Source organism: Actinomyces gaoshouyii, from assembly GCF_002076915.1.
Classification (GTDB): Bacteria; Actinomycetota; Actinomycetes; order Actinomycetales; family Actinomycetaceae; genus Actinomyces; species Actinomyces gaoshouyii.
In genome coordinates, this window is record NZ_CP020468.1 from 1,087,095 (window position 1) to 1,103,598 (window position 16,504).

Consider the following 16,504-nt stretch of genomic DNA (forward strand, 5'->3'; position numbering starts at 1 on the left):
GGCCCGGCGATCCCCCGGGGGGATCGCCGGGCCCGCGCCCGTGACCATTCCTAGACAGCCAGGGACTTCGGTCCTACTCTTCTCATGTGCCGGGATCCCGCGCCGTCGTCAATGACGCGCGCCCGAGAATCGCCCCGCACCGACCACCCCCTGGAGGCCCCCGTGAGCGAGACCACCTATCAGGCGATCGCCATGATCATCTACTTCGTCGCGATGATCATCATCGGCCTGTGGGCCTACACCCGTACCAACGACATCGATGACTACATGCTCGGCGGGCGCGACCTCAACCCCTTCGTCGCCGCCCTGTCGGCGGGCGCGGCGGACATGTCCGGCTGGCTCCTCATGGGCCTGCCCGGCGCCCTGTACGCCTCGGGCTTCGTGGAGGCCTGGATCGCCGTCGGCCTGACCATCGGCGCCTGGGTCAACTGGAAGGTGACCGCGCCGCGGCTGCGCGCCTACACGGAGGTCGCCGGGGACGCCATCACGATCCCGAGCTTCCTGGACAACCGCCTGCACGACCCCAGGCGCCTGCTGCGCTGGGCCTCCGGGCTCATCATCCTCATCTTCTTCACCCTGTACGTCTCCTCCGGCATGGTGGCCGGAGGCGTCTTCTTCCAGTCCTCCTTCGGAATGGACTACCGGCTCGGCATGACGCTCGTCGCCGCGATCACCGTGCTCTACACGCTCGTGGGAGGCTTCCTCGCGGTGTCCTGGACGGACCTCGTCCAGGGCCTCATGATGGTCGCCGCGCTGCTCGCCGTGCCCATCGCGGGGATCGCGCGCGCCGGAGGCGCCTCCCGATTGGCCGACCGGGTCAGCGAGGTCGATCCCGGCTACTGGGACCTGTGGGGGCCCTCGGTGTCCACCATTGGCATCATCTCAGCGCTGGCCTGGGGCCTGGGCTACTTCGGCCAGCCCCACATCATCGTGCGCTTCATGGCGATCCGCACCCCGCGCGAGGCCATCCAGGGCCGGCGCATCGGGATCGGCTGGATGCTCTTCGCCGTGGCCGGCGCCGCCGGCACCGCCGTGGTCGGCGTGGCCGAGTACGGGCGCGACCCCTCGCGCCTGGCGGACCCGGAGGCCGTCTTCATCGAACTCGGCCAGCTCATGTTCCACCCGCTCGTCGCCGGCTTCATGCTCGCCGCGATCCTGGCGGCCATCATGTCCACGGTCTCCTCCCAACTGCTCGTCACCTCCTCGGCCCTCGTGGAGGACCTCTACCGGGTGCTGCGCAGGACCCCTCCGGCGGGCGGGCACCTCATCATCATGTCGCGCAGCGCGGTGCTCGTCGTCGCCCTCGTCGCGGCGGTGATGGCCTGGGAGCAGAACGACACGATCCTCGCCCTCGTCGCCTTCGCCTGGGCCGGCTTCGGGGCCTCCTTCGGCCCGACCGTCCTGCTGAGCCTCTATTGGCGCGGCCTGACCTCCGTCGGAGCCGTGGCTGGCATGGCCGCGGGCGCCCTCATGGTCATCATCTGGGGCAACGTCGACGGCGGCCCCGGCGGGATCTTCGACCTGTACGAGATCGTCCCCGGCTTCCTGGTGAATCTCGCCGTGGCCTGGGGCATCTCCCGCCTGGGCACCCCGCCCCCCGACGTCGACGAGGAGTTCTCCCGCGCCGTCGCCGCCTCCCGTGGCTGAGGTGCCCCGCCTGCCCGAGGCGTCGGGCGCGCCCGGCTCCGGCGCCAGCGCGCGCAGCGCCGAGGGCCCAGGCACTCTTCCGGGCGTCGTGGGCGCAGTGGGCATGGACCTCGTCCACGTGCCGGGCCTGGCTCACCAGTTGACGATCCCCGGGACCGTTTTCGCCGAGCGGGCCTTCACCGCTCGTGAGCTGCGTGAGGCCCAGCGCCGTGCCGATCGCGCCGGTGCGCTGGTCGCCGAGCCCCTGGCCGCCAGGTGGGCCGCCAAGGAGTCCTTCATCAAGGCCTGGAGCCAGGCGCTCGTCGCCAGGGCCCGGGAGGACCGGGAAAGCGGCGGTGCCGCGCCGGTCATCGCCCCGGAGTCCGTGGACTGGCGCGAGATCGAGCTCGTCTCCGATCGCTGGGGGCGCCCGTCCCTGAACCTGACCGGCGCCATCGCCGATGCCGTCGAGTCGAGCCTCGGGGCCGGGGCGGCGTCCCCGGGGCACTGGCCGGTCTCCCTGACCCATGACGGGGACTGGGCCGCCGCCATCGTCCTGTGGGCCGGAGCCTGATCACCCGATCCGCGCCTGCCGGGACGGTACCGTCTCCGGGCGGAAGCCGATAACTTTTAGGCCGGAGGGCAAGACACTGTCGGAGAGGAGACCACGATGACGAAGCGCGCGCTCATCATCGTTGACGTGCAGAACACCTTCTGCGAGGGCGGCAACCTGGCCGTCGCGGGAGGCACCGCCGTCGCCGGGCGCATCGCTGCCTGGCTCGCCGGCGGGGCCGGGGCCCACTACGCCGTGATCGTCACCACTCAGGACTGGCACATCCAGCCAGGCGACCACTTCTCCGCCTCCCCGGACTTCGTGGGCACCTGGCCCGTTCATGGCGCCGCAGGCACTGATGATGCCGCTCTGCGCCCCGAGATCACCTCCGCCGCCCCTGGCGCCACCGCCTTCTACAAGGGCCAGTACTCGGCGGCCTACTCGGGTTTCGAGGGTCTCGACGCGCCGACGTCCGGGACCTACCTCGACCCGTGGCTGCGCGAGCGCGGCATCGGCGCGGTCGACGTCGTCGGGCTCGCCCTCGACTACTGCGTGCGCGCCACCGCCCTCCAAGCGGCGGCCCTGGGCTACACCACCCGGGTGCTCACCGATCTGACGGCGCCCGTCAGCGAGCGCAGCGCACCGACGGTCCTTGCCGAGCTAGCCGTCGCCGGTGTGGAGGCTCTGGACTCAGGCAGAGCGGATCTCTGAGGCCACCCGCTTGCCCCGCCGGGCCAGGCTCTCGGCGCGGACCACGGGCCAGAGCTCGGAGAGCAGCATCGCCGCCAGCACCAGCCCGCCGCCGGCCAGGAGCCGCCAGGTCATGGGCTCCTGACCGGCGAGGATCGCGAACAGCGAGGCGAAAACCGGCTCGAAGGTCATCACCACCACTGCCCGGGTCGCGCTCATCCGCGCCTGCGCCCAGGTCTGGAGGAGGAGGGCCAGCAGGCCCGAGGCCAGCGCCATCCACAGCAGCGGGCCCCACACGCCCCGCACCATTGGCACGCGAACCCCTCCCGGCAGCGCCGCCGGCCACAGGACGGCGCAGATTCCGAGCATCTGCAGCGCGGTCAGGCTCAGGGGGTCCTGCCCCTGGACGAGGGAGCCCAGGAGCACGATATGCAACGCGTAGAGGAACGCTGAGGCCAGGAGCAGTGGGATGCCCGCGCCCACGGCGAGGCCGTCGAGGCTCAGCGCGCTGACTCCGCCGAGCGCCAGGACGGCCGCCACCCATGTCGCCCGGGACACGCGTGCGCCCAGAAGCACCAGCGCGAGCATCGGCGTGATGACCACGTACAGGGCGGTGACGAATCCCGCCGTCGAGGCCGGCGTGTAGCGCAGCCCCACCGTCTGGGCGATCTGCGCCAGCCCGTAGACCGTGCCCACGCCGATCCCCGTGAGCGCCCGCCCCCGGTTCAGCGCGCGCAGGCGCCGCCAGGACAGCGCGCAGGCCACGCCTCCCGCGATCGCGAAGCGCACCGCCAGGAAGTCCGCCGCCCCCACGAGGCCGAGGGCGTCCTTGAGCATGAAAAAGGTCGATCCCCAGATCGCAGTGACCAGGAGCAGGGAGGCCGTGGGGAGGAGTGCTGGTCCGACCGTGCGGTACGACGGCGTCGCAGCACTGCGCGGCATGACGACCTCCGGGGCGAGATGGGAGAAGGAGCAGCTTACTCCTCCCGATAGTAGATCCGACACCACGCACTCACCGGTCCGGCGGTGTCTCGGCGCGCCCGGCCGACCTCGTCATGGGACCAATGCGCACATGGTGCGCCTCCATCGCGCCGTTGGGCCGCGCGGGCCTCCTCGGGGTAGAGTCGCCTCAGCAACGTGCTCCGGGGTCGGTGGAAATCCGAGCCGGCGGTGAGAGTCCGCGACCCGAGCCCTCCGCTCGCCGGGCGGATCGGCTCGGCTGAGCCGGTGGGATTCCGGCACCGACGGTGAGAGTCCGGATGGGAGGAAGCACGGGGCGGCCGCGTGGGCCGGATCGGCCACGCGCAGGAGCTACCAGCGCCGGCCGCCACGGGCGCCGCTGGCCCGCCACCCCGGAGAGCGCCCCTGGGGCCACCCGGGGGGGGAGCCCGGAGGAGAACCGACGTGCCAGGCGGCAGCAGCCCCAGCGCCACGAGCGCGGAACGACCCTCGTGGCGCGGCAGGCGACGGAGTGACGAGCACCGCGGGCCCCTGCCCGCGCTCCTGGTGGGCGCCGTCGTCCTGCTGCTCTGGCTCGCCTTATCCCGCAGCGGCGCCATCCCGCAGATCCTCCTGCCGGCCCCGCTGCGCGTCCTGGAGCGCCTGTGGATGGCCACCACGAAAGCCGGCTTGCTCGACTACGCCTGGGTGACGCTCCGCGAGGCGGTGCTGGGCTGCGCCGGCGCGGCCGCCTTCGCGATCCCCCTGGCCTGGATGCTGCACCACTGGGAGCTCTTCCGCCGCGCGGTGCTGCCCTACGTGGCGGCCAGCCAGGCGGTTCCCGCGATCGCCATCGCCCCCCTGCTCGTCCTGTGGATCGGCTACGGCACCGTGCCGATCGTCGTCCTGTGCGCCTTCATGGTCTTCTTCCCGATCACCGTCGCCATCCTGCTGGGCCTGCGCGGGCTGGACACCGACGTGCTCGACGCTGCCCGCCTCGACGGCGCGCACGGCTGGACGATGATCATCCATATGGAGGCGCCCATGGTCCTGCCGGCGATCCTCGCCGGCGTGCGCACGGCCTTCACCCTGTCCATCACCGGCGCCGTCATCGGAGAGATGGTCATGGGTGGCGACGGCATGGGACAGCTGCTGTCCATCCAGCGCGACGCCGTCGACACCACCGGCCTGTTCGCCACCATCACCCTGCTGTGCGCCATGGCCACCACCGTCCACTGGCTGCTGCTGGCTGCCGAGCACCGCAGCCGGACCGTCGCCGCCCTGCGCGGGCGGCGCGCCACCTGACCGCCTCTGAGCGCCGACCCGACCGAACCGCCCCGCGACCCGCGCAGCCCAAGGAGAATACCGTGACCAGCCAGCCCTCCCGCCCCCGCCTCACCCGCAGGGGCCTCATCGCCTCAGCCCTGGCCCTGACCGGGGGCGGCGCCCTGGCCGCCTGCTCGTCCGGCACCGCCTCCCAGGTCCTCAGATCCGGCGGCGCGGCGACGGGCGGAGCGCTGACCATCGGCTTGACCTACACGCCGAACATCCAGTTCGCGCCCTTCTACATGGCCCTGGCCAATAAGGATTACGAGTCGTCCGTCGAGCTGCGCCACCACGGCGGCTCCGAGGGGCTCTTCGACGCGCTGCTGGCCGGCACCGAGCAGATGGTCATCGCCGGGGCCGACGAGGCGGTGGTCGCGGCCTCCAACGACTCGCCGCTGGTGGTCATCGGCGGTTACTACCAGCGCTACCCGGGATGCGTCATCGCCCGCGAGGACTCCGCCGTCGCCTCGCTCGCCGACCTCGAGGGCCGGGTCGTGGGTCTGCCCGGGCGCACGGGGGAGAACTGGTACGCCCTCCAGGTGGCGATGCGGAGCGCGGGATTGAGCGAGTCCGACCTGACGATCCTCGAGATCGGCTTCACCCAGCAGGCCGCCCTCGCCCAGCCCAAGCCCGACACGGGGGACGCCTCGAGGCCCGACGCGATCATCGGCTTCTCCAACAACGACGCCGTCGGCCTCAAGGAGTCAGGGGTGGCCGTGCGCACTATCCCCGTCGGTGATGACATCCCCCTCATCGGTGCCTCCCTGGTCACCACGCGGGCAGTCCTGGAAGCGCGCCGCGCCGAGCTCGACGCCGCCGTCATGGCCTCCTCGCGCGGCATGGCCGCCTTCGTGACCGACCCCGACGCCGCAGTGGCCGCGACCCGCCAGTACGTGCCCGACCTGGTGGACGACGCCCAGGCCGCGCGGGCCCGCGCCGTCGCCGTGGCCACGGCCGAGCTCATCGCCCCTCGGGGCTCCGACACCACCATCGGGGCACTCGAGCAGGCCAAGGCGGCCACCATGATCGATTTCCTGGGCGGTCAGGGCATCCTCGGCTCGACGGCGGTCACCGCCGACGTCGTCTGCCAGCCGCTGCTCGCCGCCTGACGGGCGGGCGACGGATCCAGCCCTTGGGCGGACTGGAGATTCAGCGCGCGCCCCGAGGGCCGGGATGGCTCAGAGGGACTCAGAGGGAGCCGGACGCGGCTGTCAGAGGCGGCAGGCCAGGAGCTCGGAGACGAGGATCGCGCGGGCGCCCACCTCGTAGAGCTCATCCATGAGGCGGTTCATATCCGCGCGCGGCACCATGGAGCGCACCGCCACCCAGTCCGGGTTCTGCAGCGGGGACACCGTGGGGGACTGGATGCCCGGTGTGATCTCGGTGGCCAGGTGCAGGCGGTTCATGGGCACGTCGTAGTCCATGAGCACGTAGGAGCGCGCCCGCATGACGCCCTCCAGGCGCCGCACAAGAGTGGCCAGCCCCGGCTCACCGGCAAAAGCCTCGGTGGTGATGAGCACCGCCTCGCTGGCGAGGATCGGCTCGCCGAAGACCTCCAGCCCGGCGGCGCGCAGGGTGGTGCCGGTTTCGACGACATCGGCGATGAGGTCGGCGACGCCGAGCCGCACGGAGGACTCCACGGCGCCGTCGAGGTGGACGGTGGCGGCCTCGATGCCCCGCTCGGCGAGGAATGCGCGCACGAGCACGTCGTAGGAGGTCGCGATGCGTTTGCCCGCGATATCGGTGAGATCGCTCATGGCGCCGACCGGGGCGGCGAACCGGAAGGTGGAGCGGGCGAAGCCGAGGGGCAGGTGCTCAGTGGCCTCGACGCCGGAGTCCAGGAGGAGGTCGCGGCCGGTGATACCGGCATGGACCGTGCCCTGGCCGACGTACACGGCGATGTCGCGGGGGCGCAGGAAGAAGAATTCGACGTCGTTGGCCTCATCGAGGAGGACCAGCTCGCGCCCGGTGCGGCGCGCGCGGTAGCCTGCCTCCCTCAGCAGTGAGATCGCGGGGTCGGACAGGGAGCCCTTGTTGGGGACTGCGATGCGCAGCATGGTGATGGTCCTCCGGCTCACAGGTACTTGTAGACGTCGTCGAGCGTGTAGCCCTTGGCGATCATCATGACCTGGGCATGGTAGAGCAGCTGGGACAGCTCCTCGCAGGCTGCCTCATCGGACTCGTGCTCGCAGGCCATCCAGGCCTCCGCGGCCTCCTCCACAAGCTTCTTGCCGATGAAGTGGACGCCGCGGTCGAGCTCGGCTACGGTGCCCGAGCCCTCGGGCCGCGTGGCGGCCCGTTCCTGCAACTGCGCGAAAAGGTCCTCGAAGCGTGTCATGGCGTCAGGCTAGTCCACGCCGGCGCGCATCCCCGCACCGGTCTCACCGGCGCAAGGGGCCCGCAGACCGGTGGCTGGGGGAGCGGCCCGGGCTCTGCCGTGCCGGGCGGCCCGCCCTAGTGGGTGACGAGGGCCGCCGCGTGCCTGCCCGCTGCGGCCGCGGCGATGAAGGCGGCCTCATCGGCGTCCAGGCGCCGTCCCATGGTGGACAGGCGGATGCCGGTGGCTGCTTCCATGGCCTCCAGCGCCTCGCGCAGTCCCTCGGCTGGCGCCTCGACGAGCCGGTGCCGCTCGCCCTGCTCGCGCTCCGCGCAGGCAGAGGCCGCTTGCTCGCGGGTCCGGGCCCAGAAGCCCTCCATGCCGGCGGGGTCGGGCGCGCCCACCGGCACGACTACGTCGGCGCCAGCCAGGGCGACCCGCCCGTAGGCGGTCATCGAGTGATGGGAGACCCCCAGATGTCGGGGCCGGGCGTCCGCCTGGGACACGCGTAGGCAGGCCACCGGACGCCCGCCGAGGGCGGCGGCCGCGTTGATGGCCTCCCCGCAGGCCACCCCTGAGAAGCCCCAGGGGGTGTCCGTGCCCAGGTTCCCCGGGCCCTGGATGACGACGATGACCTCCGCGCCCAGCACATGGAGGGCCGCGAGCAGGGCGTTGTGAACGGAGACCGCCTCGAGGTCTCCGCCCCAGGCCTGCCCGGCGGTGACCGTGCCGGCCAGCCATCCGGCGTCGACGAGCGCGCAGACCGCCCGCGAGTAGGGCAGGGGCAGCGCCCCGCCGTCGGTCATGACATAGACGACCCGTGGGCCGGGGCCAGGAGCGGTGCCGGGGGAACGCAGGCCCGCGAGGATCGCCGGCAGGCTGGAGTGGAGGTCCGCGACGACGACGGGCGCGCCGTCCAGTCCCAGCTCGCCGATGGGCGCGGCCAGAACGTGGTGGTGCTCCGTGTCCTGCTCGTCGACGCCGGTGACCATGACCTGGTCCGGCATGTAGCGGGCCTTGACGAGGTGCCCACCGGGCGCCGGGTCGGCGGGGAGGGCGTCGAGACGCGCCGTGACCATTGCGTGCCCGCCAGTGCCCAGGCGCCGTGCCAGCGCGGAGACCTCCAGGCGGACGCGCTCTCCGGGCTCCGGCAGGCCACCGAGAGCCTCATAGGCGACCGCCCGGCAGGACTCGCCCGCCACGAGCGCGGCGGCGCCCTCGGGGGCGGCGATGATCCGTGCCTCGAGTTCGGCGCAGCGTCGGCCCGGTGCGCCCCAGGCCTGCCGCAGGGCGGCGATCTCGGCATCGCGCAGCATCATGATGGCAGCGTAGCGGCGACTGGGATTCTTCGAGGCGGGTTGCCGGTCGGCGGCGGTGGGGCCCTCCGCTGGGGGGGAGTGCTGGTTCCGGATTCCCGCGTCCGCTAGTCGCCCGCCACGAAGGAGCGGACACAGGCGGCTGCCTCGTGAGGCGCCTCCGACAGGATCAGGTGCGTGGTGCCGGGGAAGTCGTCGGCCAATGCGAAGCCGCCGGTGACGTGCGCACGTATGTAATCGGTGTTCACCGTCGAGTACAGTGGGATCTCGGGCATCAGGTACAGAAAAGGAACGTCAATCCGCTTCATCGCCGGGCGCTGGTCGGTGCGGAACAGCGAGTACCACAAGCCGGCGAAGGTGAGCGGGTCGAGCGACTCGCGCATCGCCTCGATGGCGGCTTCCTCCTGGTCGGCCGGCAGGTTCCGCAGCTTCGGGTTCATGAGGTTCTTGGCGATGTACCACGAACCGTAGCCGCTGTCGTCGAACAGATGGTCGAGATCGCGGTGGAAGTCCTCGTCGGTCCACTCCCCTCTGCCGATGCCGCCCCTCCAACCGTCATTGCGCAAGTACGGCGACATGTCGGCCGCGACGATGCGCCGTAGACGCCCCGTCCCGTACTGGGCCACGTAACTGAAGATGGCTGCCGCCCCCATGGAATGGCCGATGGCCGTGACGCTGTCCAGGCGGAGCTGCTCAATGACGTCGGCCAGGTCCTGCCCGAGAGTACGCACGTTCAGGTGCATGCGGGCGCGGTCGGAGTCGGCGTGCCCGCGCTGGTCGTAGAAGACCACGCGGTGGTCCTGATTCAGATCGTCGATGAAGTCGGCTAGGTCGTAGTGGGAAGAGCCCAGGCCGTGGATCACCAGGAGCGTCTCCTCCTTCGCCCGCCGTGATTCCTTGGCGGGCAGGTCCTCATAGTAAAGACCGGTGCCGTCCTGCGTGATGATGTGCGCCATGTTCTTCCTCTCGGGTATCGGGATTCAAGGGTGCTATTCACGGGACCGAGGGCACGGCCGTGCCGTTGCTGAGGGAATCAGCCGCCGGACGGGGGATCGGCCTGCTGCTCTAGACCAATCCTGCGGAGGCGACCGATGCGGCATGATTATACGCCTGGGTCACCGGCCCTTCACGGTCCGCGATGCGGTTGGGGCTTGATCTCCTTTGGTCGTGGGGCGGTGCGGTGGGGGTGTTGTGCGGACCCGGTGAGCTGACGCGCGGGTGCTCTTGGTTCCGGTGGGGCCGGCCGCGGTGCGGGGCCGATGCCCCGGCCCCAGATGAACCGGCTGCGGGCTCCGGCGCCAGGTGGCGAAAATACGCCCGGGCCAATCAGCCTCCGGCGCTCAGAGCTCGATCTGGTGGTCGTGGGCCTACGCTTGGAGGCATGCCCACGACCGCCATCCCCGCCGAGGAACGGCAGATCAACCTCCTGCTCGCCCTGCGCGCCACCCGAACGGGCCTGACCGCCGCGCAGATCATCCGGGACGTGTCCGGCTACGACCATGCCGGCGGCGCCACCGCGACCCGCATGTTCGAGCGGGATAAGGACGCCCTGCGCGAGCTCGGCATCGTCATCCTCACCGAGGGCCCCGCCGACGCCGTCCGCTACCGTATCGACGACGCCGACTACGCCCTGCCCGCCATCCACCTCGACTCCGCCCAGGCCGGCGCCATCGCCCTGGCCGCCTCCTCCTGGTCCGACGGCGCTCTGCCCGTTGCCGCCCGCCGGGCGCTCACCAAACTGCGCGCCGTCGCCGAGACGGTCAGCAGCGCCCTGCCGGACCTCACCGTCGACCTCGCCGGCCACGAGATCCCCCTGACGCTGCTGACCGCCATCGAGGAGCGCCGCGCCGTCGCCTTCGACTACGCCTCCTCCTCACCCGGCAGCTCCGGGGCCACGCGGACCCGTCGGGTCGAGCCCCACCGGATCATCCGTCTCGAGGGCGCCTGGTACCTCGACGCCAGGGACCAGGACGCCGACCAGCCCCGCAGATTCCGCCTTGCGCGCATCCTCGGCTCCATCACCCCCATCGGCCCCGCGGGCGCCTTCGAACCACCGCCCCCCACCTCCCCCGAGCCCAGGACTGCGCGGCTCGCCGTCATGCCCGGGAGGGCCCTCGGCCTGCGGGCCCGAGCACAAGATGCTCCGCCTGACGACGCGCCCGGCGAGCAGTGGCGGGGGCGCGATATCATCCGCGTCCCCTACGCCGATCCCTTCAGCTTCGCAGGCGCCCTGGCCGCGCTCGGCGATGCCGTCGTCGTCCTCGGACCCGCCGACCTGCGCGAGGCCGTCCTCGCGCACCTGCGCGGCGCGGCCCGACTCACGGCCGATGCCGTGACCGAGAAGGAGGACTGACATGGCCCGCACACCCGCCGCCGCACGCCTCGTCCGCCTCCTCGCCCTGCCCGCATGGGTCGCGCAGAACGACGGCGCCACCATCGCCGAGGCCGCCGCCCATTTCGAGGTCGACGAGGACACGATCCGCCGCGATGTGGGCACCCTGTGGCTCTCCGGCCTGCCCGGCGGCCTGCACGACGACCTCGTCGACTTCTCCGCGACCGCCTGGGAGGTGGGCCGTCTCAGCCTCAGCCAGGCCCACGGCCTCGACCGCCCCGTGCGCCTCTCCCACGAGGAGGCCGTCTCTCTCCTCCTGTCCCTGAGGGTCCTGCGCGGCGTTCTCGGCGCCGACGCCGGGGCCGCCACCGCTCTGGGCGGCGCCGAGAGGGCGCTGGCCTCCCTGCTCGGCCCAGCGGCGCCCCCGCCCGATGACAACGCCCCCGACACGCCCGAGGCTCCCAACGAGCCGGATTCTCCCGGCGAGCCCGGTCCTGCCGGTCCCGACTCGGAGGCGGACCCCACCACGATCCTCGCCCAGGTGCGTCGCGCCCTCGACGAGGGGCGCAGACTCCACCTCTCCTACGTCTCGGCCACCGACGTCCCCTCCGAGCGCAACGTCGACCCCATCGCCCTGCACTCCGACGGCTCCACGCTCACCCTGACCGCCTGGTGCCTGACCGCCAGGGCCGAGCGGAGCTTCCGCCTCGATCGCATCCTGGCCGCAAGCGCCCTCGACACCCCGGGCGCCACCCACCGGAGGCGCCGCAGCCCTCAGGGACGCGACGCCGGGCATGATCGGGGCGCGATCGAGGCCCCCACGGCGGAGCTCATCCTCGAGCCCTCAGGTCGCTGGCTCATCGAGCAGCTGCCGCGCACCCGCGCCGAGATCCTCGACGATGGGGCCATCCGCGCCGTCGTCGAGGGGCGGGACTGGGACTGGCTGCGCGGCCTTGTCCTGTCCACCGGGCGTCACCTGCGCTCCGTCGCCCCCGCGCACCTGGCCCGGAGTGCGAGCGAGGCCGCCCTCGCCGCGCTCGATGCTTACGCCGACGGTGGAAACCCCTCGGCCTGAGCGAAGCGGTGAGCGGGGCTTCCACCCGGGCCAGCTACACTCGGGGCGATCACATCGCGCATCGTCAAGCGGAAGCAGGAATCATCATGGGAGCCTTCAAGCCCTGGCACTGGATCGTGCTGCTCATCGTCATCCTCCTCGTCTTCGGGGCCGGCAAGCTGCCCGAGATCGCCTCGAGCCTCGGCCAGTCGATGAAGGTGTTCAAGAAGGAGGTCAAGGAGCTCCGCGAGGACGATGCCCCCGCGCAGATCCAGCAGCCCCAGCAGGGCACCTACTACACCCAGCCCACCCAGCCGGGCCAGGCCGCCTCCCAGCCCCAGCAGAACGCCGAGGGCGCCAACCAGCAGTAGAGCCCGACGCCCCGGAGCCCACCCACGGATCCGCCCGGATCAACGCCGCAATAGCGGCCAGACACACCCGCCGTCGCAGGAAGCAGCTCATGGTCACCGTGCCCAAGGCCTCCAAGGCCCGCCGCAAGGACAACCCCGAGGCGCGCATGTCCATCGGGGATCACCTGCGCGAGCTGCGCAACCGCATCGTCATCTCGGCGATCGCGATCGTCGTCGGCTCGATCGTGGGCTACTTCGTCTACGACTCCGCCTTCGCCCTCATCACGCGTCCCATCTCGCAGGCGAACGCCAAGGGCGCCAACCTGTCGCTCAACTTCGGCACGGTGCTGTCCTCCTTCGACATCCGCCTGCGCGTATCCATCTGGCTCGGCCTCATCCTCTCCTCGCCCATGTGGATCTACCAGTTCTGGGCGTTCGTCGGCCCGGGCCTGACGCGCAAGGAGAAGCGCTACGCCTGGCTGTACTGCGGCATCGGCGCCCTACTGTTCCTGGCCGGTATCGCCCTGGGCATCTGGATCCTCCCGCACGCCATCGCCATCCTCACCGGCTTCATCCCGGCCGGAGCGACCACCGGGTTCATCGATGCCAGCCCCTACCTCTCCTTCGTCACACGGATCATCCTGGTCTTCGGCCTCACCTTCCTGCTCCCCGAGGTTCTCGTGGCGATCAATCAGTTGGGACTCGTCAAGGGCCGCACCCTCCTGCGCGGCTGGCGGTGGGCCGTGGTGGGCATTGTGGCGCTCATGGCCGTGGCCAACCCCCTGCCGGACCCCTGGTCCATGATCTTCATGTCCATCCCGATCATCGGCCTGTACTTCGGCGCCTGCGGTATCGCCATCCGCCACGACAAGCGCCTCGCCAAGCGCCGCGCGGCCCTCGATGCCGAGCTCGACGCCGCCCTGGCCCGCCCCTCACGATCCGCGATCGAGGCCGGGCCGGAATCGGCCTCCTGAGCCGCGCGCCCGATGCCGATGACTCGGTCCCGCTGCTCGGACGCCCCCGCCTCGCCCGCGGAGCGATACGCCGCCGACCGCCGCCGCCAGGCCGCCTCTCGCACCGAGCTCGCGGCCTTCGCCTCCGGGCTCGGCTTCGAGCTCGACGACTTCCAGGTCGCCGGCTGCCAGGCGCTCGAGCGCGATGAGGGCGTCCTCATCGCCGCCCCGACCGGCGCCGGCAAAACCGTCGTCGGGGAGTTCGCCGTCCACCTGGGACTGGCCAAGGGCCTCAAGACCTTCTACACCACGCCCATCAAGGCCCTGTCCAACCAGAAGTACCTCGACCTGACGCGCCGCCACGGCGCCGAGCGCGTCGGCCTGCTCACCGGCGACACCTCGATCAACCCCCACGCCGACGTCATCGTCATGACCACCGAGGTCCTGCGCAACATGCTCTACTCGGGCTCACGGGACCTCGACCGCCTCGGCTACGTCGTCATGGACGAGGTCCACTACCTCGCCGACCGCTTCCGCGGCCCCGTATGGGAGGAGGTCATCATCCACCTCGCCCCCGAGGTGCGGGTGGTGTCCCTGTCCGCCACCGTCTCCAACGCGGAGGAGTTCGGGCAGTGGCTCGGCGAGGTGCGGGGGAGCACCACCGTCATCGTCTCCGAGCACCGGCCCGTCCCGCTCACCCAGCACATGATCGTGGGGCGCAGGCTCCTGCCCCTGTACTCCTACAGCGAGGCCGCCCCGGGCGGCGTCCGAGGCGATGACGGCGCCCCATCGTCGGAGCCCGCTCCGCCCCTCAACCCCGATCTCGTCAAGGCGGTGCGCGCCGCCCAGCGGGCCGCTGCGGCCGAGGGCGCCGCCTCGAAGAGCCGCGGCGGGCCCGGCCCCCAGCCCTGGAAGCGCGGCGGCCGGGCCCCTCGGCGCGGCGCGGGGGGCGCCAGGCTGGGGCGCCTCCGCCCGCCCTCGCGCCTGACCGTCATCAGTGCCCTCGAGACGGCCGACCTCCTGCCCGCGATCGTCTTCGTGTTCTCCCGGGCGGGCTGCGAGGCAGCCGTCAGCCAGGCGATGGCCGGGGGAGTGGACCTGACTACTCGGGAGGAGGCCGAGCGCATCCGGGAGGTCATCGACCGCCGCACGGCCGGCATCCCCGCCACGGACCGGGGCGCCCTCGGCTTCCACTCATGGGCCTCGGCGCTGGAGCGAGGCGTGTCCGCGCACCACGCGGGCCTGCTCCCGGTGTTCAAGGAGACCGTTGAAGAGCTCTTCAGCGCCGGCCTCGTCAAGGTCGTCTACGCCACCGAGACCCTGGCACTCGGCATCAACATGCCCGCGCGCACGGTCGTCCTGGAATCGCTGCGCAAGTGGAACGGCTCCGCGCATGTCTCCCTCAGCCCCGGCGAGTACACGCAGCTCACCGGCCGCGCGGGGCGTCGCGGCATCGACACCGAGGGCCACGCGATCGTCCTGGCCGCCGACGACGTCGAGCCCTCCCTCGTCTCCTCACTGGCCTCCCGGCGCACCTACCCGCTCGTCTCCGCCTTCCGACCCACCTACAACATGGCGGTCAACCTGCTGGGCCGCACGAGCCGCGAGCGGGCACGGGAGATCCTGGAATCCTCCTTCGCCCAGTTCCAGGCCGACCGGGGCGTCGTCGAGCTCGCCGCGCAGGCCCGCCGCAAGCGCCACGGCCTGGAGGAGCTCGAGGTCCGGATGACCTGCCATCTCGGGGACTTCCGCGAGTACGCCGCCCTGCGCCAGGAGATCGCCGAGGCGGAAGCGGACCTGTCCTCCGAGCGTCGCTCAGCCCGGCGCGTCGAGGCAGGGCGATCCATGGCCTCGCTGCGGCGCGGCGACGTCGTCGTCTACCGCAAGGGGCGGCGCTCCCGGCACGCGGTGGTGCTCTCCGGCGGGGAGGACCGCTCCGGGGCCCCGGCGCTGACCGTCCTGAGGGAGGACGGGCGCGTGGTCACTCTCAGTCCGGACACCTTGCCCGACGGCGTCATGAGGCTCGGCTTTCTGCGCGTGGCCAGCAGTGCGGATATGCGCCGCCGTGAGCACCGTGACCGGCTCGTCGGGCGCCTCATCGACACCATCCGCTCAGGCACGCTCTCCGAGGCGCCCGCGCGCAAGCGCCGCCGCACCAGCCCCGCCCAGCGGCGCGGAGAGGCGGACGGCCGCGCCCAGGCGACCACCGCCGAGCGCATTGAGGACCTGCGGCGGCGCTTGCACACCCATCCGTGTCACGGCTGCCCGGACCGCGAGGAGCACGCCCGCGTGGGGCGCAAGTGGGCCAAGGCCCGCGCCGAGGCCGCCCGGATCATGTCCCGCATCGAGACCCGCACCGGCACGATCGCCCGGCTCTTCGACGCCGTCTGCGAGGTCCTCCTGCAACTGGGCTACCTCGAGCCCGCCGATGAGAGGTGCCCTGAGGGCGAGGTGCGGGTCACGAGCGCCGGGCGCCTCCTCGCCCGCGTCTACGCCGAGAGGGACCTCCTCATCACCGAGTGCCTGCGCTCCGGGCTCTGGGACGCCCTGGGGCCGGCCGATCTCGCCGGGGCGGTCTCTGCCTGCGTGTACGAGCCGCGCCTGAGCGCGCAGTCCCTGGGCCTACCCGTCTCCCCGGGCAGCAGGCTGGGGCAAGTCCTGCGCGGGGAGCTGCGGGTCTCCCAGTCGATCAACGACCTGGAGGGCCTGGGGCGCATCGCCCACTCACCGGGCGCCGAGCCGGCCCTGGCCGGGGCCGTCGCCGCCTGGGCGCGGGGAGCCGAGCTGGCCGAGGTCCTCGACGCCACCGATATGACCGCCGGGGACTTCGTGCGCTGGGCCAAGCAGCTCCTCGACCTCCTGAGCCAGCTCGCCGGGCTCGTCCCCGAGCCGGGCGCGGACCCGCGCGACGCGGAGGCTCTCACCGCGCTGGCGCTCACCGCCGCCGAGGCGAGCCTCGACGTCGGCAGGGGGGTGGTCGCGTGGTCCGGGGTGTGAGTACCGGCGCCGGCCCGGGCCGGGGAGAGCGCCTCGCCCGCTCGCTGCGGG

15 protein-coding genes and 1 riboswitch are annotated in these 16,504 nt (G+C 72.1%); of the genes, 10 read left to right on the top strand and 5 right to left on the bottom strand.

Annotation, left to right across the window (positions count from 1 at the left end; translation table 11 throughout):
* The first annotated feature begins 162 nt into the window (after positions 1 to 162).
* The 3 genes from putP to B6G06_RS04425 all read left to right on the top strand — a co-directional run bounded on the left by putP (position 163) and on the right by B6G06_RS04425 (position 2,890).
* Entirely contained in the window at positions 163 to 1,647 is a 1,485-nt protein-coding gene (gene putP / locus B6G06_RS04415) for a sodium/proline symporter PutP (RefSeq protein WP_081172204.1), read from the top strand.
* A complete protein-coding gene (locus B6G06_RS04420; RefSeq protein ID WP_420807199.1) occupies positions 1,640 to 2,200 on the top strand; it encodes a holo-ACP synthase in 561 nt (186 codons plus the stop codon). Before putP ends, B6G06_RS04420 begins: the two co-directional genes overlap by 8 nt.
* Positions 2,201 to 2,296: 96 nt before the next feature.
* Entirely contained in the window at positions 2,297 to 2,890 is a 594-nt protein-coding gene (locus tag B6G06_RS04425) for an isochorismatase family protein (RefSeq protein ID WP_080462615.1), read from the top strand.
* On the opposite strand, the gene B6G06_RS04430 is transcribed toward B6G06_RS04425, so the two are convergent.
* Complete coding sequence (locus tag B6G06_RS04430) at positions 2,870 to 3,811, bottom strand: DMT family transporter (protein WP_081171149.1); 942 nt, start codon at positions 3,809 to 3,811, stop codon at positions 2,870 to 2,872. The genes B6G06_RS04425 and B6G06_RS04430 overlap by 21 nt on opposite strands.
* Positions 3,812 to 4,003: 192 nt before the next feature.
* Positions 4,004 to 4,145: riboswitch (FMN riboswitch) on the top strand.
* 128 nt (positions 4,146 to 4,273) lie between these two features.
* Between B6G06_RS04430 and B6G06_RS04435 the strand changes: the two genes are divergently transcribed.
* Entirely contained in the window at positions 4,274 to 5,113 is an 840-nt protein-coding gene (locus B6G06_RS04435) for an ABC transporter permease (RefSeq protein ID WP_081171151.1), read from the top strand.
* Positions 5,114 to 5,175: 62 nt separating this feature from the next.
* Positions 5,176 to 6,243, top strand: coding sequence for an ABC transporter substrate-binding protein (locus B6G06_RS04440; protein ID WP_081171153.1), 1,068 nt, complete (start codon positions 5,176 to 5,178; stop codon positions 6,241 to 6,243).
* 102 nt (positions 6,244 to 6,345) lie between these two features.
* Here B6G06_RS04440 and hisG read toward each other — a convergent pair whose 3' ends face one another.
* From hisG to B6G06_RS04460, 4 genes are all read right to left on the bottom strand, one after another.
* On the bottom strand, positions 6,346 to 7,191 hold the full coding sequence (gene hisG, locus B6G06_RS04445; protein ID WP_080462619.1) for an ATP phosphoribosyltransferase: 846 nt from the start codon (positions 7,189 to 7,191) through the stop codon (positions 6,346 to 6,348).
* 17 nt (positions 7,192 to 7,208) lie between these two features.
* Positions 7,209 to 7,472, bottom strand: a complete 264-nt coding sequence (locus B6G06_RS04450) for a phosphoribosyl-ATP diphosphatase (protein ID WP_080462620.1) — start codon at positions 7,470 to 7,472, stop codon at positions 7,209 to 7,211.
* 116 nt (positions 7,473 to 7,588) lie between these two features.
* Positions 7,589 to 8,770, bottom strand: coding sequence for a DUF3866 family protein (locus tag B6G06_RS04455; RefSeq protein ID WP_080462621.1), 1,182 nt, complete (start codon positions 8,768 to 8,770; stop codon positions 7,589 to 7,591).
* 104 nt (positions 8,771 to 8,874) lie between these two features.
* Positions 8,875 to 9,723, bottom strand: a complete 849-nt coding sequence (locus tag B6G06_RS04460; RefSeq protein WP_081171155.1) for an alpha/beta fold hydrolase — start codon at positions 9,721 to 9,723, stop codon at positions 8,875 to 8,877.
* 425 nt (positions 9,724 to 10,148) lie between these two features.
* On the opposite strand from B6G06_RS04460, the gene B6G06_RS04465 reads away from it, so the two are divergent.
* From B6G06_RS04465 to B6G06_RS04485, 5 genes are all read left to right on the top strand, one after another.
* Positions 10,149 to 11,120 carry a helix-turn-helix transcriptional regulator gene (locus B6G06_RS04465; RefSeq protein WP_081171157.1) on the top strand — a complete coding sequence of 324 codons (972 nt, stop codon included), beginning with the start codon at positions 10,149 to 10,151 and terminating at the stop codon, positions 11,118 to 11,120.
* A 1-nt stretch (position 11,121) separates the two neighbouring features.
* Entirely contained in the window at positions 11,122 to 12,174 is a 1,053-nt protein-coding gene (locus B6G06_RS04470; RefSeq protein ID WP_081171159.1) for a helix-turn-helix transcriptional regulator, read from the top strand.
* Positions 12,175 to 12,260: 86 nt separating this feature from the next.
* Positions 12,261 to 12,524: a Sec-independent protein translocase subunit TatA gene (tatA, locus tag B6G06_RS04475; RefSeq protein ID WP_081171161.1), complete on the top strand. Its 264-nt coding sequence runs from the start codon at positions 12,261 to 12,263 to the stop codon at positions 12,522 to 12,524.
* Positions 12,525 to 12,613: 89 nt separating this feature from the next.
* Positions 12,614 to 13,477, top strand: a complete 864-nt coding sequence (gene tatC, locus B6G06_RS04480; RefSeq protein WP_081171163.1) for a twin-arginine translocase subunit TatC — start codon at positions 12,614 to 12,616, stop codon at positions 13,475 to 13,477.
* 18 nt (positions 13,478 to 13,495) lie between these two features.
* Positions 13,496 to 16,453, top strand: coding sequence for a DEAD/DEAH box helicase (locus B6G06_RS04485; protein ID WP_081172208.1), 2,958 nt, complete (start codon positions 13,496 to 13,498; stop codon positions 16,451 to 16,453).
* The last annotated feature ends 51 nt before the right edge of the window (positions 16,454 to 16,504 follow it).